This window comes from Exiguobacterium abrahamii (assembly GCF_015645365.1).
Lineage (GTDB): Bacteria > Bacillota > Bacilli > Exiguobacteriales > Exiguobacteriaceae > Exiguobacterium_A > Exiguobacterium_A abrahamii.
The window spans coordinates 1,408,170-1,426,739 of the sequence record NZ_JADOYC010000001.1 but is presented as its reverse complement, the minus strand read 5'-3'; the positions used below and the strand labels follow the sequence as shown (position 1 = coordinate 1,426,739).

21 protein-coding genes are annotated in these 18,570 nt (G+C 48.1%); 12 read left to right on the top strand and 9 right to left on the bottom strand.

The features are described from left to right. The first annotated feature begins 29 nt into the window (after positions 1-29). Both ITJ88_RS07430 and ITJ88_RS07425 read left to right on the top strand, forming a co-directional pair. Positions 30-914: an ABC transporter ATP-binding protein gene (locus tag ITJ88_RS07430; protein WP_195865175.1), complete on the top strand. Its 885-nt coding sequence runs from the start codon at positions 30-32 to the stop codon at positions 912-914. Positions 915-961: 47 nt separating this feature from the next. Continuing rightward, entirely contained in the window at positions 962-2,572 is a 1,611-nt protein-coding gene (locus ITJ88_RS07425; protein ID WP_195865174.1) for an ABC transporter permease, read from the top strand. Between the two features lie 67 nt (positions 2,573-2,639). Here the strand turns inward: ITJ88_RS07425 and ITJ88_RS07420 are convergent, their stop codons facing one another. After that, complete coding sequence (locus ITJ88_RS07420; RefSeq protein WP_195865173.1) at positions 2,640-3,710, bottom strand: peptidyl-alpha-hydroxyglycine alpha-amidating lyase family protein; 1,071 nt, start codon at positions 3,708-3,710, stop codon at positions 2,640-2,642. Positions 3,711-3,879: 169 nt separating this feature from the next. Between ITJ88_RS07420 and ITJ88_RS07415 the strand changes: the two genes are divergently transcribed. Next, positions 3,880-4,911 carry a zinc-binding dehydrogenase gene (locus ITJ88_RS07415; RefSeq protein WP_195865172.1) on the top strand — a complete coding sequence of 344 codons (1,032 nt, stop codon included), beginning with the start codon at positions 3,880-3,882 and terminating at the stop codon, positions 4,909-4,911. Positions 4,912-4,975: 64 nt separating this feature from the next. Here the strand turns inward: ITJ88_RS07415 and ITJ88_RS07410 are convergent, their stop codons facing one another. Then, positions 4,976-5,470 carry a hypothetical protein gene (locus ITJ88_RS07410; protein ID WP_195865171.1) on the bottom strand — a complete coding sequence of 165 codons (495 nt, stop codon included), beginning with the start codon at positions 5,468-5,470 and terminating at the stop codon, positions 4,976-4,978. Positions 5,471-5,610: 140 nt separating this feature from the next. Here ITJ88_RS07410 and ITJ88_RS07405 point away from each other — a divergent pair, with 140 nt between their 5' ends. From ITJ88_RS07405 to ITJ88_RS07390, 4 genes are all read left to right on the top strand, one after another. Further along, positions 5,611-6,588 (top strand): DUF389 domain-containing protein, encoded by a 978-nt coding sequence (locus tag ITJ88_RS07405; RefSeq protein ID WP_195865170.1) that lies wholly within the window; start codon positions 5,611-5,613, stop codon positions 6,586-6,588. A gap of 24 nt (positions 6,589-6,612) precedes the next feature. Next, complete coding sequence (locus tag ITJ88_RS07400; protein ID WP_195865169.1) at positions 6,613-6,963, top strand: potassium channel family protein; 351 nt, start codon at positions 6,613-6,615, stop codon at positions 6,961-6,963. Then, positions 6,960-8,192 (top strand): chloride channel protein, encoded by a 1,233-nt coding sequence (locus ITJ88_RS07395; protein WP_195865168.1) that lies wholly within the window; start codon positions 6,960-6,962, stop codon positions 8,190-8,192. The genes ITJ88_RS07400 and ITJ88_RS07395 overlap by 4 nt, the downstream gene beginning before the upstream one ends. An 89-nt stretch (positions 8,193-8,281) precedes the next feature. Further along, positions 8,282-9,136, top strand: a complete 855-nt coding sequence (locus ITJ88_RS07390) for a LysR family transcriptional regulator (RefSeq protein WP_195865167.1) — start codon at positions 8,282-8,284, stop codon at positions 9,134-9,136. Between the two features lie 69 nt (positions 9,137-9,205). Here ITJ88_RS07390 and ITJ88_RS07385 read toward each other — a convergent pair whose 3' ends face one another. The 4 genes from ITJ88_RS07385 to ITJ88_RS07370 all read right to left on the bottom strand — a co-directional run bounded on the left by ITJ88_RS07385 (position 9,206) and on the right by ITJ88_RS07370 (position 11,663). Continuing rightward, positions 9,206-9,493, bottom strand: coding sequence for a putative quinol monooxygenase (locus tag ITJ88_RS07385; RefSeq protein ID WP_195865166.1), 288 nt, complete (start codon positions 9,491-9,493; stop codon positions 9,206-9,208). Positions 9,494-9,547: 54 nt separating this feature from the next. After that, positions 9,548-10,210 (bottom strand): type 1 glutamine amidotransferase domain-containing protein, encoded by a 663-nt coding sequence (locus tag ITJ88_RS07380; protein WP_195865165.1) that lies wholly within the window; start codon positions 10,208-10,210, stop codon positions 9,548-9,550. Between the two features lie 162 nt (positions 10,211-10,372). Further along, positions 10,373-10,759, bottom strand: a complete 387-nt coding sequence (locus ITJ88_RS07375) for a hypothetical protein (protein WP_195865164.1) — start codon at positions 10,757-10,759, stop codon at positions 10,373-10,375. 43 nt (positions 10,760-10,802) lie between these two features. Beyond that, positions 10,803-11,663, bottom strand: a complete 861-nt coding sequence (locus tag ITJ88_RS07370; RefSeq protein WP_195865163.1) for an alpha/beta fold hydrolase — start codon at positions 11,661-11,663, stop codon at positions 10,803-10,805. A 242-nt stretch (positions 11,664-11,905) separates the two neighbouring features. On the opposite strand from ITJ88_RS07370, the gene ITJ88_RS07365 reads away from it, so the two are divergent. Next, positions 11,906-12,589: an ABC transporter permease gene (locus ITJ88_RS07365; RefSeq protein ID WP_195865162.1), complete on the top strand. Its 684-nt coding sequence runs from the start codon at positions 11,906-11,908 to the stop codon at positions 12,587-12,589. Position 12,590: 1 nt separating this feature from the next. Next, a complete protein-coding gene (locus tag ITJ88_RS07360; protein ID WP_195865161.1) occupies positions 12,591-13,481 on the top strand; it encodes an ABC transporter ATP-binding protein in 891 nt (296 codons plus the stop codon). Here the strand turns inward: ITJ88_RS07360 and ITJ88_RS07355 are convergent. From ITJ88_RS07355 to ITJ88_RS07345, 3 genes are all read right to left on the bottom strand, one after another. Beyond that, positions 13,470-14,081: a YdeI/OmpD-associated family protein gene (locus tag ITJ88_RS07355; RefSeq protein WP_195865160.1), complete on the bottom strand. Its 612-nt coding sequence runs from the start codon at positions 14,079-14,081 to the stop codon at positions 13,470-13,472. The genes ITJ88_RS07360 and ITJ88_RS07355 overlap by 12 nt on opposite strands. A gap of 63 nt (positions 14,082-14,144) precedes the next feature. After that, a complete protein-coding gene (locus tag ITJ88_RS07350; RefSeq protein WP_195865159.1) occupies positions 14,145-15,230 on the bottom strand; it encodes a diguanylate cyclase in 1,086 nt (361 codons plus the stop codon). A 156-nt stretch (positions 15,231-15,386) separates the two neighbouring features. Next, positions 15,387-15,770, bottom strand: coding sequence for a hypothetical protein (locus ITJ88_RS07345; RefSeq protein ID WP_195865158.1), 384 nt, complete (start codon positions 15,768-15,770; stop codon positions 15,387-15,389). A gap of 141 nt (positions 15,771-15,911) precedes the next feature. Between ITJ88_RS07345 and ITJ88_RS07340 the strand changes: the two genes are divergently transcribed. From ITJ88_RS07340 to ITJ88_RS07330, 3 genes are read left to right on the top strand one after another with little or no spacing between them, the layout of a single operon-like run. Next, entirely contained in the window at positions 15,912-16,916 is a 1,005-nt protein-coding gene (locus ITJ88_RS07340; RefSeq protein ID WP_195865157.1) for an ABC transporter ATP-binding protein, read from the top strand. Next, positions 16,913-17,707 (top strand): ABC transporter permease, encoded by a 795-nt coding sequence (locus tag ITJ88_RS07335; protein ID WP_195865156.1) that lies wholly within the window; start codon positions 16,913-16,915, stop codon positions 17,705-17,707. The genes ITJ88_RS07340 and ITJ88_RS07335 overlap by 4 nt, the downstream gene beginning before the upstream one ends. Continuing rightward, on the top strand, positions 17,704-18,495 hold the full coding sequence (locus tag ITJ88_RS07330) for an ABC transporter permease (protein ID WP_195865155.1): 792 nt from the start codon (positions 17,704-17,706) through the stop codon (positions 18,493-18,495). The genes ITJ88_RS07335 and ITJ88_RS07330 overlap by 4 nt, the downstream gene beginning before the upstream one ends. The last annotated feature ends 75 nt before the right edge of the window (positions 18,496-18,570 follow it).

The window sequence follows — 18,570 nt, the reverse complement described above, 5'->3', positions numbered from 1 at the left end:
TTTAGAGATGAAGAGAGGAAGGAAGAAACATGAACCCGATTATTGAACTAAAAGGAGTTAAAAAGAAATTCTCGAAATTTCAAGCTTTATCCGACATCACGTTCTCGGCTCAACGAGGTGAAGTGATTGGCTTCATCGGTCCGAACGGTGCAGGAAAATCAACGACAATTCGGACGTTGCTTGGGATCATCAAACGAGATGCGGGAAAGGCGGAAATCTTCGGGAAGGATGTCTGGCGCGATAGTGTTGAGATCCATAAAAGAATCTCATATGTGCCAGGGGACGTCGCATTATGGGGGAATCTGACGGGTGGAGAAATCATTGATCTATTCATGAAGTTACACGGTGGTGGAGACCAAACGAAGCGTGATGCTTTAATCGATCGCTTTGAACTTGATCCAAAAAAGAAGGCGAAAAGTTATTCGAAAGGAAATCGGCAAAAAGTCGGTTTGATTGCCGCGTTAGCAGTCGATTCCGATCTCTACATCTTCGATGAACCAACATCCGGTCTTGATCCGTTGATGGAATCTGTTTTTCAAGAAGAGGTAGAAAAAATCAAACAAGCTGGAAAATCGATTTTATTGTCATCACACATTCTCAGCGAAGTCGAACGACTAGCGGATCGTGTCGTCATCATTCGAAAAGGCGAAATCGTTGAGACGGGAACGTTGCAAGAACTGAGACATTTGACACGATCGGTCATCACGTTAGAGACGAAACAGGATCTTTCATTGATTAAAAACTTGGACGGTGTTCATGACTTCACGCAGCGCAATATAAATCAGGCAGTATTTTCAATGGATTCTTCTCGCATGAATGCGGTTCTTACAGAGGCGGTAAAACTGGAAGTAGTTTATTTAGAAGCAGTGCCTCCATCACTAGAGGACCTGTTCATGCGCCATTACGAAAAATGACGACGGTATATACTACGTGCTGCACATGATAAAAAGGAGGAAGACGAATGCGATTTCAGTTTACCTGTTGGCAGATCCTGTTGTCTCAGTATCTCAGACGGGATAGCAAAAAAATCATAATATGGACGCTCGGTGTGACCTTATTTACGGTCGGCTTTATTCCTTCTTTCGAAGAGATGGCGAAAGGGGATAGTCTGCGTGGATTATATGAAACCTTGAAAAATCCAGCGATGATCTCGATGATTGGTACGACGCCTGTTTCAATAGCGGACTATACGCTAGGCGCCATGTTCTCACATCAAATGCTCATCTTCTGTGCATTATTGTCGATGGTCTTATCGTCACTCCATGTCATTCAACACACACGGAAGGAAGAAGATTTAGGGCTGACGGAGTTGATGCGTTCTTTTCAAATCGGACGACAAGCCAATTCACTCGCTATTCTAATTGAAGTGATTTTAATCAATCTTAGTATTTCGATACTGATCAGCGGTGCGTTGATTGCTTTTCAAGTCGAGACGTTTTCAAATGCGGGTGCAGCTTTATTTGGTCTTTCGGTTGGGGCTGCAGGGATCTTAGGTGCAACGTTTGCCTTACTGATTGCTCAAATCATGCCGTCGTCTTCTAGTGCGACGGCAGGTATGATCGGATGGATTGGTCTTCTTTATTTAGGTCGCGCCGGTACGGATGTATCGAATGACCAACTATCAGTGCTCAATCCGCTGGGATGGACGTATTTGACCTATCCATTCACGGAGAACAATTGGCTGTTTCTCGTAATGGCGATCGGAGTGAGCCTCATTTTGATGACCGTGGCTCTAGTTCTTGAAAATCATCGGGACATGGGCGCTGGGTATCTGCCTGAAAAAGAGGGACGTGCTACAGCCAATCGATCCTTGTTATCGATCCGTGGTCTGTTGATTCGGATTAGTCGCGGAAGCATCATCGCATGGATGGTCGCTTTTCTAATCATGGCTCTTGCTTATGGTTCGATTTATGGAGACATGCAGACATTCATTGACAGCAATGCAACCATCCAGCAGATGTTCACGGTTTCAGGTGCTACGATTGAAGAATCCTTTACCGGCACGATCATGATGATCATGATGGTCCTCGTTGCGATTCTACCGATTACGCTCATGAACCGGTTATACACCGAAGAGGACCGTCGGCGCTTGAGTCCGTTGTTCGCGACGAAAGTCTCAAGACAACAACTGTACTGGAATACGATTGGTTTAGCTGTCGCGTCATCTCTCATCTCGATATTCATCGTCATCAGTAGTCTAGGTTTTACTGCCATTTCAGTAATGGGACCGGACGCGACCATGACATTCACTGACTTTTTCATTGCCGGAATCAACTATCTGCCATCAGTTCTCCTGTTTCTTGGGTTGGCTGCTCTTTTCATCGGGTGGCGACCAACGTGGAGCAAGTTAACCTATGTATACGTGACCTATTCCTTCTTTATTGGGTATTTCGGTGGAATCATCGACTTACCAAAATGGGTGGAGTATACGGCGATCCAAGGATTGATTCCGAAAGTACCGACGGAAGACTTCGATGGAATACTGTTCGGTGTCCTGCTCGTAGTAGCATGTCTACTTGTTGTCATCGGTCAAGTCGGATATGCACGTCGTGATTTTCAGGAAGGGTCTTAAACGAAGCAGCCTGTCTCGATTTAATAACGAGACAGGCTGCTGACGTATTAAGGCGAGGTATATTTCATCACTTGGAAAACACTTGAAGTCGCTCATTCATTAGTTCCGCGACATAAACCGTTCCGTCCGAACCGACCGCGATGTCGTGCGCAATCCGGAGTTGTCCCGCTTCTTTGCCCCATACACCGAATCGTTTCTCGATCTTTCCTTGTTTGTTCAAGATGACGATTTGACTCTGCGCGTTCTTTTTTTGTCCATTTAGATAGTTTCCGCCATCGGCGACGTAGACTTTACCGTTCGCACCGACTTCGATCCCGTACGGTCGACCGAGTTCTTTTGACGACCATGTATCGATGTGTTTGCCATTTCGATTAAAGACTTGAACCCGGGCGTTGTCCCGGTCCGCCACATAGAGATTCATCTCATCGTCGCTACTGATCCCATGCGGCAGATTGAACTGTCCGTCTTGTTTACCGAGTTCATTGACTTCCCATTTGACTGTTCCTTTTTGATCGAACATGACGATGCGACTATTCCGGTAGCCGTCAGATACGGCGAACGAGCCGTCCTTGAAAACGGTGACGTCTGTCGGACGAGCGAACGTCTTTTCATCCAGCTGTAGCGGGATGCTTGGCAAGACGTTTCGGATGCGCAGACCGACTTCCGTGAACGGACCATATGTGTTTCCGAACGTTTGCAAGACTTTGCCTGACGGGTCGAGCTTGAAGACTTGGTTCAGGCTGATGTCGGTAATCCAGATGTTGTTTTTGTCATCGACTTCGAGACCGTGCGGTGACTTGAATAGTCCTGCGCCTAACCGTTTCTTCACCTGCATCGTCTTCCCGTCGAGCACGATCAATGTCGGTTCTGTGATGTAGGTGTCATCGCCATATGAATTACTACCCCGGTGTAAATAGTAGACGTCACCGTTCGGAGCAACAGCGACACCGCTCGCTTCCCCGGCAATCGAACGATCGCGCGTTTCTTGTGGCCAAGCGACCTGTCCTCGATACATCGTATCTTTTTGGATAGGTTGATAGTTGTCTTTCATGACGGGGTCTGCGCCACCTCTCGACCAAGAAATACCCAGCACCGTGATGGTTGCTAAAGTCCCTATAAAGATTAATCGTTTTTTCATACATCGTTCCTCCAGACGTGAATTCGTATCCATATTATATCTAGATATTAAACGAGGACGAATCGTTCTATAGGAGGAGACAGCGGGTTACGGAAGCAGGATATTAAAATCAGGATAGATGGGTAAAGAAGAGAGATATCATATGAGGGAAAGAAAGTGAGGCAAAAACATGAAGGCAGTCACCGTAACGGGGCATGGTGGGCTTGAGCAGCTCGCCTATATCGATCAAGAGACACCACAACCGAAACAAGGCGAGGTGTTGATTGAAATCAAAGCCTGCGCCTTGAATAATACAGAAATCTGGATGCGGGAAGGCGCCTATGGTGCAGAGAGTGAATCCGGCTGGAAAGCAGAAGGTGTCAAGTTCCCACGGATTCCCGGCTCAGACATCAGCGGACGGATCGTCGCGGTCGGAGACGGTGTCGCCGAGACGGAAATCGGTCGCGACGTCGTCTTGTTCCCGTTCACGGCAAGTGGAGAAATCGCTGACGAACAAAGTGCTGAGGACTTATCGTTCATCGGCTCCGAGTATAACGGCGGATACGCGGAGTATGTCTGCTGGCCGCTCGAACTCTGTTACGACATGCCGCTTGCTTCCTATACGGACAGTGCGGTCTTCTCGGTCAGTGGATTGACGGCGTGGCACATGGTCGAACAACTTGACTTACAACAAGGACAGACGGTACTCGTAACAGGAGCCAGCGGCGGTGTCGGTTCACTCAACGTCCAGATTGCGAAACGTGTCTTCGGTGCCCGTGTCGTCGCACTCGTCGGTGACTTGAAGCTGACGGATCAATTGCAAAAACTCGGGGCGGACTTGGTCGTTTCCTACCGTGAGCCGGATTGGGATCAGCAGGTCATGCAAGAAGTCGATCCGGTCGATGCGATTCTCGACGTCGTCGGCGATGCGGTGTTCAAACGAGGACTGGATCTGCTGAAGCGTGGCGGAACGTACTGCATTTCCGGATCGTCCGGGGGACAGGTGACGTCGCTCGATTTTCGGACGCTTTATTTAAAACATATCCGTCTCCAAGGATCCGTCCTTGGCAATCGCCATGATTATGAGAAATTACTGGAGGCCGTTCGGACGCAGACGATTCAGCCCGTCATCGACCGGACGTTCCCGCTCGCTGAAGCGCGAGAAGCCCAATCGTACTTCAAACAAGCTGGCAAATTAGGTAAGGTCGTCTTGCTACCATAAGAGAAACCGAACAAAACGAGCTATCCTCTTCCTGTGATGGAAAGGATAGCTCGTTGTCGTATCGTTAACGGTTAGGCAAGATGTAAAAAAAGGTGACGGTCGAGCTGACAGGTGTCTCTTCCGTGTAATCGATGAATTCTTCCTGTGATTGATGAATCGTATACCGGTTGCCCGGAAAGAGTTCCGTTACCCAGGTCGGAATGTGTGAAGCGAGAGGGAACGACTGAATCCGCTCGAGTGGGAAAGGGGTGCCGTCCGGATTCGGCGTGTGGACATGAAGTGCGTCTTGTGAAGCATCCTCGAGAACAATCGTTATGTAAAGCTGATGTTCAATCTGTTTTTCCTCTAGTTTTTGTCGCATGTCCTGCATAGCGCTCAACGCAATCCGAAGATGTGCTTTACGAATACGCAGACTCGCGTTGCCATGTCCATAAAAGTCAGGGTGCTCGTGCCAGTCGTTAAACCAGACGTCTGAATCAATATAGGCTGGAGAAGAAAAACTGTTGAATTCCAGTTCGAGATTTTTAAAATAACGGCGTTTGCCGCGGAATTTTTTCATGAGCAATGTACCTTTCGTTAAAGGGATTTTTTTATTTTTCATACGGGAAATAAGACGAACACACTAAAAGTGGGTAAATAAAAACCAATGACTTGAATGGTGCGACTCGTATTGATCGACGGTGGAAAGGTGGATCCTTCATGGAAGCATCGGTCTATGATCTGCAAGAGACGAGAAACAAAATCGATCAGGAGCTGACGATTCGGTCGAGCAATGCGGTCATCTTGATGTGTGCGATTTTCATCGCCTCGATTGGATTGAACTTGAATTCGACCGCTGTCATCATCGGAGCGATGTTGGTTTCACCGCTGATGAATCCGATTCTTGGTCTCGGTATGGCGTTAGGGATCTCGGATATACCTCTATTCAAGAAAGCACTCCGACTGTTGCTCGTCCAGTTGACGATCAGCATCGTGACATCGACCGTCTATTTCTATTTTTCGCCTTTGACGGCAGCGAGTGATGAACTGATCGCACGGACGTTCCCGACGATTTGGGACGTGCTGATCGCCTTTGCTGGGGGAGTCGCGGGATGGATCGGTTTACGCAAGAAAGGAGCGAATAATATCGTTCCTGGTGTCGCGATTGCTACCGCCTTGATGCCACCGGTCTGTACGGTCGGTTACGCCATTGCGAATCAGAACATGACCTACGCGCTTGGTGCCAGTTATCTATTCTTGATCAACTGTAGTTTTATTTTGATCGCGACGTTCCTTGGTGTCAAATGGCTCTTACGGACAGATCAGAGTTTACGGATTCAGTCATCAAAACGAATCAATCGTTCCTTAATTGCGCTAGCCTGTCTCATCAGCATACCAAGTGTCTATACAGCTTATCTGCTCAGTCAGGATAGTCTGTTTGAGACGAATCTTGACCGTTATGTCGAGGAAACATTTCAAGAGACGTTCGTCGTTCAGCATAGCTATGACGAGAAACGCCAGCAACTAACGGTGACGACGTTAGGCAAACGCTATGATGCACATGAACGAGAACTTTTGGAACAGTCACTCGACGACTATGATTTATCGCATGTCAAACTGACCTTGATCCAGATCCCTGATTTGAATCAACTTGATCCTGACCAACTAGAGAAATTGTTCAATGAACGTGTGAAGTGATGACGGAGCTGAGGAGGAAAGAGCATGCTAGCGTTCTTTATCTTGATCCGAAATTTTTTTCATGTCATCCGTATCTTATTCAAGCAAGAAGAACAAAAGGCATTGATGATCATGGTCGGCGCACTTTTCTTGATTGGGACGGTCTTCTATCACAATGTCGAAGAGTTCAGTATTCTAGATGCTTTTTATTTCTCCGTCATGACACTCGCGACGGTCGGATACGGGGATCTCGTCCCACAGACAGCGTTCGGTAAATTGTTTTCGATCGTGTACGTCATGCTTGGCGTCGGAGTTCTCAGTGCCGTCATCGTGAACTTCAATATGGCATTAAAACAATATCACCGGGACAAGAAGAAGAAGGAGGAGCAGAAATGAAACCGCATCTGGCGCACTTCTTGCATTGTCTGATCCTCGGAGCAATCGTCGGATTGACGGCTGCCTTGTTTTTAAGTGGCATCAACGCATCGATTCATTTTGCGTGGGAGTGGTTACCGTCTGTACTCGATGTATCTTTCTATGGACTCGGTGTCGGTCTACTCGGCGGTATTGGTGTGGGTCTGATTCAAAAGTCAGTGGGCGATTACCCGAAGACGATGCATGAGACGCTCGCTAACTTCAAGCAAGAAGGTCGTGTGCCTTATCGCGGTGCCCTTTGGAAAAACGCAGTTGCTGCATGGATCGTGCTGACGTGTGGAGCGAGTTTAGGACCGGAAGCTGCGTTGATCAGCATCTTAGGAGGAATGGTGACGTGGATCGGTGACCGGCTAAGGTTGACGGAGCCGGAGCGGCAAAGTTTCTTGCAGACGGGATACGCCGCGATGCTAGCGACGATTTTTCATGCCCCGTTTGTCAGTGTCTCTGAAGCCATCGAGGAGGAACCGATGCAGCAAGCAACGTCACGCTGGCAAAAGATACAACGCATCTTTTATTACGGCATTTGTACGCTCGTCGCTTTTGCCTGTTTTCGTTTCATCATGCACCTCGTACCCCATGACCGCGTGTTCGCAATCAAGATACCACCGATTACGTGGAATGCGACCGTCATCTGGTTCATCCTTCCGGCGATTCTCCTCGGGATTGCGTTCGGACTCTTCTTCCTATGGACGGAGCGAGTGACGAACTGGATGGTTTCCCGCGTCGGAAATCCAATCCTTTTAGCACTTATCGCGGGAATCGCGATTGGTCTTGCATCCATGATTTCCCCTTACTTATTGTTTTCTGGTGAACATGACATCTTCGATTTTACGAAAGAAGGATCCTCCTGGGCAATCGGCGCCTTATTGTTGCTTGCGATTGGAAAGGTGGGATTGACGCATCTTTGTTTTTCCTGCGGTTGGAAAGGCGGAAAGATATTCCCGTTAATTTTTTCGAGCACTGTCATGGCATTCTGTCTCAGCCAATTAAGTCCGTTCATGCCTGGATTGATCGTGACACTTGTCGTCACGGCAAGTTGTACTGTCGTCTTGCGTCAGCCACTCGTGACCGCTACGCTTCTTCTCTTTCTATTCCCGTTGCAGTTCTTTCCACTGATCCTACTTGTCTGTCTTGGCGTTCAACAATTCACGAAATACTACGGAAATCGTCTTATATTGTCCGATAAATAAATTTATGACTTACTAAATTATTCGTTATTTGTCTTATGGATTGAATGAATCTATACTTTTTAAGAAGACCTAGCAAAAGGAGAAACCATATGATTGATTTTGAATGGTATCGCAGTTTCATTCACGTTTACCAACAGCGTTCCGTCTCGGCAGCGGCAAGAATTCGTTTTTTGACGCAACCGGCGGTCAGCCAGCATATCGCGGCACTAGAAGCAGAACTGGAGACATCCTTGTTCATCCGTGCGCCACGGCAAATGATTCCGACGGACGCGGGAACAGCCCTCTATACACAAGTCGTCGGATTGATTGATCGGCTCGAGGAGTTATCGCTTGAGATGAAGTACGAAGCAGGGGAGCAACCTCGTCCGGTCTTGAAGTTCGGGGGACCGACGGAATTCGTCACGCATGGGATCGTACCGAAGCTACCGCTCGACGTCGCACAGTTCACGGTAGTCTTTGATTTGACGGTTCCCTTGTTGCAACGCTTGCTTACGAATGAGCTCGACTTCATCATCGCAACGAAGCGGATCGATGAGCCGGGCGTCCAGTACGTCCCGATTGCTGACGAACGCTTTCATTTGATCGCTCCGACTGACTACGAAGTTCCGGAAGCGGATCTAAAGGAATGGATGGACCGTCAGCGCTGGATCAGTTACGGACTCGAGCTGCCGATCATTCGTCGGTACTATCAGACGCAGTTCGGAGAACGACCTGGCATTCGTCCGGAAATGATCTTACCGAACGTTGATGCGATACTAAAAGCGATCGAAGCAGGACACGGGATCAGCGTCCTGCCTGATTATCTCGTCGAGACAGCGGTCAGTGCTGGACGGGTACAACGGATTGCACCGGAACGATTCGCGACGAATCAGTTATACGTCGCCTATCGAACGGACTCGCGTCATGATCCGGTTTTGCAACAGGTGATTAAGGCGTTAGGTTGAATTGTATGAAAAAAAGTCCAATCCACAAGCAAATGCTTGAGGATTGGACTTTTTTGTATGAAATATACATTACTTCGATACGTCATTTAAGAACGTCAATGCACGATCAGCGACGAGATGGACACTGTCTGCTCGATAAGCTTGATAGTGCGGTGAGGCGACATGCTGATCGAAGGCGTCTTGATCACGCCATTGTTCATAAAAGTAGAAGACGTTCGGAGCATCGATAGCGCGATGTGTCTGATACGTCAGGCAGCCTGCCTCGGCACGCGAAGGGGCGATCACACCTTCGATGATAGAAGCGAGCTGTTCGCCTTGATTCGGATGCGCTTCAATCCGGGCAATCAGTTGAATCATCGATAGAACCTCCTATGAAAAGAGATCCTTCATCCAAAGGATCCCTTGTTTCGATTAGTTAAGTGTATTGATGACGGCTTTTGCGACCGCAATCGTAGATTGTGGATTTTGACCCGTGACAAGGTTTCCGTCGACTTGGACGTTTTCCGTGAAGTTGTCAGCCGTGATGATGTTCGCACCAAGTTCACGAAGACGTGTCTCAAGCAAGAATGGCATGTAGACGTCAAGGCCTGTCGCGCGTTCTTCTTCATCCGTGAACGTTGCGATCGTCTTTCCAGCGACGAGTGGTATTCCGTCTGAGAGTGTCGCACTGACGAGTCCAGCGGGTCCGTGGCAGACCGCAGCGACCGTCTTGTTCGCTTCAAACAATGTCCGAAGGGCGTTGTTCAAGGCATCACTTTGTGGCAAGTCGAACATCGTACCGTGTCCACCTGGCATGAAGATTGCATCGAATGCTGAGAAATCCTGGATTGCTTTCAAATCAAGTGTCTCTTTCAAGAGTGGAGCTGTCGCTTGGATCTCAGCTGGGACTTCATCTTCAAGGCTCCGTGCGTCGATTGGTGATTCGCCGCCGTTCGGACTTGCGACCGTTACTGTATATCCTGCGTTTTTGAATTCGATGTAAGCTTCCGCGAACTCAGACAACCAAAGTCCTGTTGCGTGACCTTCCTTCATTTCTTTCGCGTTCGTGACGACCATTAAGACGTGTTTACTCATGATGTGTTCCTCCTTTTTCGTTTGCCGATTGGCTACGTGATTAGAATACGCCCGCTTGAATCAAAAAACAAATTAATAAAAATGAGCTTATCGATAAATAAATTTATACATAAAAATAAAAACTACTTCCACCATGATGGCGGAAGCAGTTTGAAAGATAGATTAACGTACGTCAGAAGAATAGTTAGTGAACATCGAGTGACTTCGCACTGTCACGATGACACTAGCAAGACTTGCGACCGTTCCAAGGACAGCGACGATGATCGTCGAGGATCCGTTCGGAATCAAGAAGCCGACGGGAATCAGTCCGACGAAACTGAAGACGATTAAGGATTGATAGACGACATTGATGATCTTCAGGACAGGATGTTCGAAAAATGATAGGACGAGCGGTGGTAAGAATAAGAAGATGATTAGTCCAATCGCGAGGTAAACCGATAACGGCTCTTCAAACGAAATGGTGTTTCCAGTTGAGTGGCGTGCAGCGACAAGGGTAGCGACGATCGCGACGCATAAGGTCACACAAACGAACGTTAACCGTTTTAACATATGAACCCCTCCTTTTTACTCTAATTCCATAATAAACCATTTTTCAAATGGAAGACAATCTTTTTCCGGACGTCCAGTAATGACGAATCGCTTCGATGATGACGTCAGGGCGATCCCAGTGTAATAGATGTCCTGTCTCCGGGACGAAGTGGACCGTCGCTTGCGTCATCTCATGTAATCGGTTCGTCGCCTGCTGACGGATCGATGCTTGATCCGCCGGTAACGTAGCAACGTACAACTGAATGTCCGCTGGTGGAACGTCCGGGAGGAAATCAAGAACATCCTCGTGGTGAAGCGCGCGTACGATCGCAGCAGCCGTCGCTCCTCGCGCATGCCAGTGGAATCGTCCTTCCTCCATCCGAAGAAGATCGACTCCGGCTTGATCAAGGGAGGGGGAGCGACGGGCGTTTGGGGCATAAACGACAATGTCCAAAAATTCGTCCCATGTTGAAACGGAATCCTCGAAATCTTGTTCATAAAAGGCGACTTCTTCCTCTACGGAACGACCGTAGAGCCGTTTACTGTGATAGCCGCCGTCAATTAGGATCGTGCCAAGCACACGGTCTGCATGTTCAATCAAATAATAGAGCGAGAGAACACTTCCCCACGAGTGCGACAAGGCATAGAACCGCTTGACATCAAGGATGTGTAAGACTTCGTCGATCCAGTCCGTAAAGGGTTTCATGCGATAGTGTAGGGGATCTGAGAAAGCTGGTGTTTTGCCGTGACCGGGTAAATCCATCGCAATCAGACGGAATTCGTCCGCGAGCGCTTCAGCGATTTCGATGAAGCTGAGACTCGTACTGCCGAGTCCATGGAAGCAGACGATCGTCGGAAGCTGTTCGTTTCCCCATTCCGTAATATGAACGGATTGTTGCTGACAGGTGATCGTATAACGTTTCATTTGCCGTCTCCTTTTTTCTTTTACTGTACCATGAGGAGAATGTTGGAAATTGAAAAATAAGGAAACTTTCTTCAAAGAGTAGCGTAGAGTAAGATAACACGTCATTCGCGTAAAGGAGAATTCACATGGAAACCATCATTACGATGCTCTTAACAGCCGTTACCTTATATGGACTCGGTGTCCTTGTTACGAAAGTAAAAGAACGCTTGCGTTAATCAAAAATATGTCCGAAGGAGTCTGTCATGTTTCCAATCGTAAAACAAGAATTCACGAGCAGCTTCAAAAGCATCAAAGCGATTCTATTGATTCTTTTTCTGACGATCACGTCCGTCTTCACAGCATCGTATTTGACGAGGCATCCGGAACTGCTTGCTGGTGTTAATCAACCGTCTGCCTATACTTCAAGCATTAAGTTCTTCATCCTGTTCTTCGGTTTTCTGTTCGTGGCTGCGTTATCACATGACATCATCAATCGTGAAATCGAGACGCGGACGATTCGTTTACTGGTCACGAAGACGTCGCGTCTGCGAATCGTTTTGGAGAAGTTTCTCGGATCATTGTTATTCTGGTGCGCGACGCTTACGATCAATTTCCTGATTGTCTCGTTCTACGCGCAGCAATGGTTCTGGATCGATTATCTGACGATTCTGATCGTCATCCTATATATCACGAGTTTCAACATCTTTTTATCTACGATGATTACAAAACCTGGTTTGACGATGTTTCTCGGTATTTTTCTTGGGATTATCGTCCCGATCATCGGTCTCTGGTCAGCGTTCTCGGATAAATGGTATCTGATACCGTTTCAATACATCTTGCCGTATCACGCTGTCATCATGTCTGGAACGTTATTACTGTTACCTGTTTTATGGAGTGGATTGTTTTTGACGATCTCCTATCTCACGTTAAAGCGAAAGGATTTGTAATATGAGTGCGATTGAAGTAATAGGATTGAAGAAATCGTTCGGTGCGAAGGAAGTCTTACGAGAGGTGAATTTGACGGTTGAACGAGGAGAAATCTTTGGTTTTTTAGGTCGTAATGGTGCTGGGAAATCGACGTTCATTCAGATTATGACCGGAATCACACAAGCGACAGGCGGAACCGTCGCACTTCTCGGTGAACCCGCTGATCGACTGGATGCCATCAAACAACGGATTGGGGTCATGCCGGATACATCGAATCTGTATCATGATATGACGGCACGTGCGTTTCTTAACTACATGGCAGGATTATCAGGAGTTCGCATCACGAAGCGAGAAATTGGACGATTGCTTCAACAAGTCGGATTAAGCGGGACCGAGCGACAAAAGATTGGGAGCTTTTCGTTCGGGATGAAGAAAAAGATCAGCATCGCACAAGCGCTCACCGGAAATCCGGAATTACTCTTTTTAGATGAACCGACGTCCGGTCTTGATCCAGAATCGGCGATCGAGATCCAGCGATTGTTGCTTGCATTAAAAGCGGACGGAAAAACGATCTTCTTGACCTCGCATAACTTGAATGAGATCGAAAAGATGTGTGATCGTGTCGCCATCATGACGGAGGGAAGAATCGTCCGCTGTGGAACCGTTGCGTCCTTACAAGAAGCAATGAGTCAGGAGATTCAAATCCGTATTCGGACTGTTCCACGATTAGAGCCATCGCATCTGCCAGCATACGCTCGACTTTTGTCGCAAACCGATGATTGTACACGGCTGGATTTATCAACGGAAGAGGATATTCCAGAGTTACTCGTCATGCTTGCGAAACAAGACGTCAAAGTCTACGAGGTGCAGATCGAACGTCAATCATTAGAAGAGATTTTCTTAGCGGTCTGACCGACTAGCCTCTGATTCCGTCTCCGGAACATCTTCGAGTAAAAGACGACCCCCGTCATTCCACTGACCGTACATCTGATTTAGTTTCGTTTTTTCAATCAATGTCTGCAGACGTTTTTCATAGAGAACGGGATCCTTACGTACACTTTGAATCGTATCAATCCGAATCCGTCGATAGAGCTCCGGGAAGTCATTAAACTGTTCATAGACGATCGGGTCTTCTTGTAGACGCGTCTGGATCGTGTCATCGATGACGAATGCATCAGTGCGCATGTCTGGTAGAACCTGTCGTCCGGACGGTTGCATCATGCCGAGGCGCTCTAAGCGACGGACCCGTTCCTTGTTCAGTTCGGTCCAGTTGCTGTTTTTTCGACGCGGGGTGAATCGTTGCGCCAGTTCACCGTCTTCGGTCTTCTTTGTAATGCCATCAATCCAGCCGAAGCAAAGTGCCTCTTCGACAGCATCGAGATAAAGTAGACCTTCTCCGGCTTGTTTTCGACTGAGAATCACCCAGCAGAAGGTCGCGTGATCTGCGTGGTTCGTCAACCACTGTCGAAAGCCATCGCGATCGGTAAAGCGTAAGACATGCGTGATTTCCACGTTCGTTCCTCCATTTCAGATAGCAGTGCCTCCTCCACGTCACGCGAGGGGGCACTTTTTTCTTTAACGTAACGGGTCATGATGAAAGACACAATTCCGACCACTCTTCTTCGCTTGATAGAGGGCAGCGTCTGCCTGCTGGATCGTCTGCAGAAAATTATGGGTCTCAGACGGTTGATGCGTTTGGCGAGACACCCCAATCGATAATGTCACTTGCAGCGGTTCCGTCGCTGATAACTCATACGTCCGTTTGGCACTGGCTTCACAGATTTGTTCCGCGAGTCGACGCGTCTCCGGCAACGAATGCTCCGGCAACAGCATCATGAACTCTTCACCGCCGAATCGTCCGAGCACACAAGTTGGGGGACAATATGATGCTAGCAAAGAGCTGATTTGCCGTAAAATATGATCGCCGCGGTCATGACCGTAAGTATCATTGACCTGTTTGAAATGATCGACATCGATGATCATGATTGAAAAGTCTGTCTGTTGGGATTTGTACCGTTGGACGGTCTCTTCTAGGCGACGTCGATTATCAAGCCCTGTCAATGTATCAGTCAAGGCGAGACGCCGATGCATCCGGACTTGATTGAAGTGCCAACGGACTTGATGCAAGATGCTGTGCAAGAGGAGACCGGCGCAACCATTCCCGATGAGAAAGATCGTCATCGCTGTCACGTCATTCGGTTGAACATGTTGAATGTATGGTAAACAGAGAATGAGTGCAATCGTGAAGATGATTGGAAACGAGATGAATCGATCCGGTGCTTCATTTTGTAAGTACAAGACAACGATGCTGACGATCAGATACGTACCGATCAGCCAATAGGCATGAGCGGAATCAAAAACGAACGTTTGAAGGGAAGCGAAGACGAGGGTCGTGATGAAGCCGCTACTGATGCCTCCATAGATGAAAGCGATGACGATTAAGGTGATCGACAAATCGAAACGGAATCCCTCATAGGTGATGGCATTATGGATGACCCAGTAGCCGGCACCTGTCGCAAGAATCAGTACTAACAGATTTTTCTTCAGCCAGCTGTCAAGCGTGTTTCGAAACTGAAATCGCTTAAAAAAGAACAGGGAGATGAGCACGAAGAAAAAGGTCAGAGCGACGTTGAGGATAAGATGGTTCAGCGTATTCCACATGTTCGTGTTCCTCTCGAAATGAGTTCTGAAAAATAACTGCAAAAAAATGTTTCATTCAGTGAATATTTATTCTATATAGCCAATCATACCCTAAAGATGTATGAAAATATCTTGATTTCCGTATTTTTTAAAAAAGATGAGATTTCTTCAACTAAGTCAATAATACTCTGAGATTTTCTCACGCGAAGACTCGACTAGATAATCAAGTGAGACAAAATTGCGAACGAAGGCATACGAGCCGATTTCCTCGATCGATACGCCTAATCTCTCTGCCTGGTGACTGCGGACGTCTTCTGTTGATTGCAGAATCTCGAAGCCTGCTGCTTGCATCCGCTCCCCATCGAATTCGAGCGTAACGACATCTCCATCCTGCCAATCATTTTTTAATTGATGAAAATGCGTTTGATACGCTACGCTTGGAGGATCGACTTCAAAGGCGATCCATCCTGTTGGTGCATCGATTTGGAATGTCGGTGACAATCCACCGCGTGTCACGATTGATTTCATGTGATGCCGATGTGTCATATGGCGTAATAGCATGGTCAGACCACTCCTTTTTTTCTATTATTACGCGACAGCGTCAGAATATCGAGAAAAATTTTCAAAAGAGATGGAAGAATCTTGGATTTTTCTGGTATACTACGTTTTCGGAAAGCGTTTGCACAAAAAGGGGGAGAATATATGCAACCATATGCCGTCAAAGCAACAGGACTAACGAAACACTATCAAATCCTACAACGGGAACCGGGATTACGCGGAGCGATCAAAGCGTTGTTTCACCGGACGTACCGGACGAAAGAGGCGGTCAAAGCGATTGATTTGACGATCGCACCAGGAGAACGGGTCGGCTATATTGGTTTTAACGGTGCCGGGAAATCAACGACGATCAAGATGCTCGCTGGAGTCTTGCGTCCGGACGCGGGGAACGTCCGGGTATTCGGACTTGATCCACATGCCGACCGCGTCAAGAACGCATCGCAAATTGGAGCCGTCTTCGGTCAGCGGACACAACTGTTCTGGGACATTCCGGTCCAAGAATCGTTTGAGCTGTTGAAGGAAATCTATCAAGTACCGACGTCCGAGTTTGCCGAGACACTCGCGTGGTTTCGGGAGAAGCTCGATCTCGCACCGCTCCTAGACGTACCGGTCCGACAACTGTCGCTCGGACAAAAGATGCGCTGTGAACTAGCCGCAGCCTTCCTGCATCGACCAAAAGTCGTCTATCTCGACGAACCGACGATCGGGCTTGATATCGAGATCAAGGAGACGATCCGTCACTTCATCCGCGAGATGAGTGATCGCTGGGGGACGACCGTCATCTTGACGACGCACGACATGCAGGACATCGAGGAAGTCTGTGACCGGGTGATCGTCATCGACGACGGCAAAATCATCTATGACGATACGATCGATCAGTTGAAGGCATCGTTCAGTCACGAGCGGACACTTCGAATCACGCTCGAAGAACCGGTGCCGTTCGCTTTACCGACAGCGTTGATCAATCGTGTGATCCTGTTTGAGACGGATGAGCTAACGTACGAGCTCGCCTTTGACGACCGAGAACTGTCAAGCGGTCAAGTCATCAAGGAAATCGTTTCGCTGTACGCCGTTCGGGACGTCTCCGTGTCCGTCCCGAAGATGGAGACGTTAATCCGCAAGCTCTACCAAGCGGGGATCAGTGCATGAGAATTAGCAAATATACCGCGTTGATGCGGTCCCAAATCAAGGTTGATCTCGCCTACACGGCCTGGTACTGGGCAAGCATGTTTAGCGTGACGATGCGTCTGTTCATCCTCTATTTCTTCTGGCAAGCCGTGTATGATAATAAGACCGATGTTTCCGGTATCTCGCTGTCAACGATGCTGACGTATGCTGTGCTTGCGACGATGATCGATCAGTTCCGCGGGGGTGCCGGACGCGATCTCGCCCGAATGATCAAACAAGGGGCAATCGCAATCGAGTTGCTCCGTCCGTATCACTTGCTCGATAAACTACTCGCCCAAGACATCGGCTCAAAAGTCTCGGTCTTGTTCCGCTCGATCCTGCCACTCGTCCTCGTCTCGATCTTGTTCATCGGCGTGGATCGACCACAGTCGTGGTTGGCTGGCATCGCCTTCGTTGGTAGTGTCCTTTGTGCCGTGTTGCTCGCGACATTGATTGATCTGCTCGTCGGCATCTTTGCCTTCTATACCGTCAACATTTGGGGACTATCCGTCTTACAGGACGCCGTCATCACGATCATGTCCGGTGCAATCGTACCGTTGACGCTGTTCCCGGACTGGTTTCAGACGATCAGTCTGTACTTACCGTTCGCTTCACTCGTCTACGTCCCGGTTGCGATCTATACGGGAGAGATTGGCGCAAGCGGCATCCTGCAAGCGTTACTGATTCAAATCGGATGGTTGATCGGATTCTTCGTCATCTTGCGAATCACGTTCGCGCTCGCGATCCGGAAAGTGACGGTGTTCGGCGGATGAAACGATACATAAAACTCTACTGGCTATATGCCAAAAGTCATTTTAAGGTCATGATGGAATACCGGATTGATTTCCTGATCGGTGTCTTGTCGGTCTTTGGTCAACAGTTCGCCTCACTCTTTTTCCTGTCGGTCGTCTTTCAGCATATCGAGACGCTAAACGGCTGGGACTTTTACGAGATTCTATTCATTTACGGAATCGCTTTTTTGGGACGAGCCTTACATCATATCTTCTTTGATAACTTGTGGACAATCGGCTGGCAGTACATCCGGACCGGGAATCTGGATCGGTTGTTGATGCGCCCCGTCAATCCGTTGTTTCAAATCATCGCTGAGCGCGTCCAACAAGACGGGTTCGGCCAACTGTTGATTGGTGGTGGGGTGCTCTATGTTGCTTCCGATCACCTCGACATGATCTGGAGCTTTGGTGATGTCTTGATGCTGATCGTACTTGTTTTTTCGAGCGGATTGCTCTATATCGCGATCAATCTGTTTTTTGCGACGTTCTCGTTTTGGATGGTCGACAGTTTACCGATCGTCTCAGCAGTTTTCAGTTTGAGTGATTTTGCCCGTTACCCGATGACGATCTACTCGAAGGTGTTGATGTTCGTCTTGACTTACATCATCCCCTTCGGCTTTACTGCCTTTTATCCGGCGATGTATTTCTTTGACGGAAGAGGCTACAGCGTAATGGCTGTTGCGACACCACTCGTCGCGATCATCGCCTGTTTGATCGCTTATCGTTTCTGGTTGTTCGGACTGAAGGCATTTGCGAGTACGGGATCATGAAAGAAGAAGAACCTTGAAGTGTTGCGACGCTTCAAGGTTCTTTTTGGATGTTTTTATCAGCTCGTTCGTAAAGAT

What these genes read in the sequence shown, in the direction of transcription:
- ITJ88_RS07430 (WP_195865175.1), top strand. Translation starts at nt 30, where the DNA reads ATGAACCCGATTATTGAACTAAAAGGAGTTAAAAAGAAATTCTCGAAA.
- ITJ88_RS07425 (WP_195865174.1), top strand. Translation starts at nt 962, where the DNA reads ATGCGATTTCAGTTTACCTGTTGGCAGATCCTGTTGTCTCAGTATCTC.
- ITJ88_RS07420 (WP_195865173.1), bottom strand. Translation starts at nt 3,710, where the DNA reads ATGAAAAAACGATTAATCTTTATAGGGACTTTAGCAACCATCACGGTG.
- ITJ88_RS07415 (WP_195865172.1), top strand. Translation starts at nt 3,880, where the DNA reads ATGAAGGCAGTCACCGTAACGGGGCATGGTGGGCTTGAGCAGCTCGCC.
- ITJ88_RS07410 (WP_195865171.1), bottom strand. Translation starts at nt 5,470, where the DNA reads ATGAAAAAATTCCGCGGCAAACGCCGTTATTTTAAAAATCTCGAACTG.
- ITJ88_RS07405 (WP_195865170.1), top strand. Translation starts at nt 5,611, where the DNA reads ATGGAAGCATCGGTCTATGATCTGCAAGAGACGAGAAACAAAATCGAT.
- ITJ88_RS07400 (WP_195865169.1), top strand. Translation starts at nt 6,613, where the DNA reads ATGCTAGCGTTCTTTATCTTGATCCGAAATTTTTTTCATGTCATCCGT.
- ITJ88_RS07395 (WP_195865168.1), top strand. Translation starts at nt 6,960, where the DNA reads ATGAAACCGCATCTGGCGCACTTCTTGCATTGTCTGATCCTCGGAGCA.
- ITJ88_RS07390 (WP_195865167.1), top strand. Translation starts at nt 8,282, where the DNA reads ATGATTGATTTTGAATGGTATCGCAGTTTCATTCACGTTTACCAACAG.
- ITJ88_RS07385 (WP_195865166.1), bottom strand. Translation starts at nt 9,493, where the DNA reads ATGATTCAACTGATTGCCCGGATTGAAGCGCATCCGAATCAAGGCGAA.
- ITJ88_RS07380 (WP_195865165.1), bottom strand. Translation starts at nt 10,210, where the DNA reads ATGAGTAAACACGTCTTAATGGTCGTCACGAACGCGAAAGAAATGAAG.
- ITJ88_RS07375 (WP_195865164.1), bottom strand. Translation starts at nt 10,759, where the DNA reads ATGTTAAAACGGTTAACGTTCGTTTGTGTGACCTTATGCGTCGCGATC.
- ITJ88_RS07370 (WP_195865163.1), bottom strand. Translation starts at nt 11,663, where the DNA reads ATGAAACGTTATACGATCACCTGTCAGCAACAATCCGTTCATATTACG.
- ITJ88_RS07365 (WP_195865162.1), top strand. Translation starts at nt 11,906, where the DNA reads ATGTTTCCAATCGTAAAACAAGAATTCACGAGCAGCTTCAAAAGCATC.
- ITJ88_RS07360 (WP_195865161.1), top strand. Translation starts at nt 12,591, where the DNA reads ATGAGTGCGATTGAAGTAATAGGATTGAAGAAATCGTTCGGTGCGAAG.
- ITJ88_RS07350 (WP_195865159.1), bottom strand. Translation starts at nt 15,230, where the DNA reads ATGTGGAATACGCTGAACCATCTTATCCTCAACGTCGCTCTGACCTTT.
- ITJ88_RS07345 (WP_195865158.1), bottom strand. Translation starts at nt 15,770, where the DNA reads ATGCTATTACGCCATATGACACATCGGCATCACATGAAATCAATCGTG.
- ITJ88_RS07340 (WP_195865157.1), top strand. Translation starts at nt 15,912, where the DNA reads ATGCAACCATATGCCGTCAAAGCAACAGGACTAACGAAACACTATCAA.
- ITJ88_RS07335 (WP_195865156.1), top strand. Translation starts at nt 16,913, where the DNA reads ATGAGAATTAGCAAATATACCGCGTTGATGCGGTCCCAAATCAAGGTT.
- ITJ88_RS07330 (WP_195865155.1), top strand. Translation starts at nt 17,704, where the DNA reads ATGAAACGATACATAAAACTCTACTGGCTATATGCCAAAAGTCATTTT.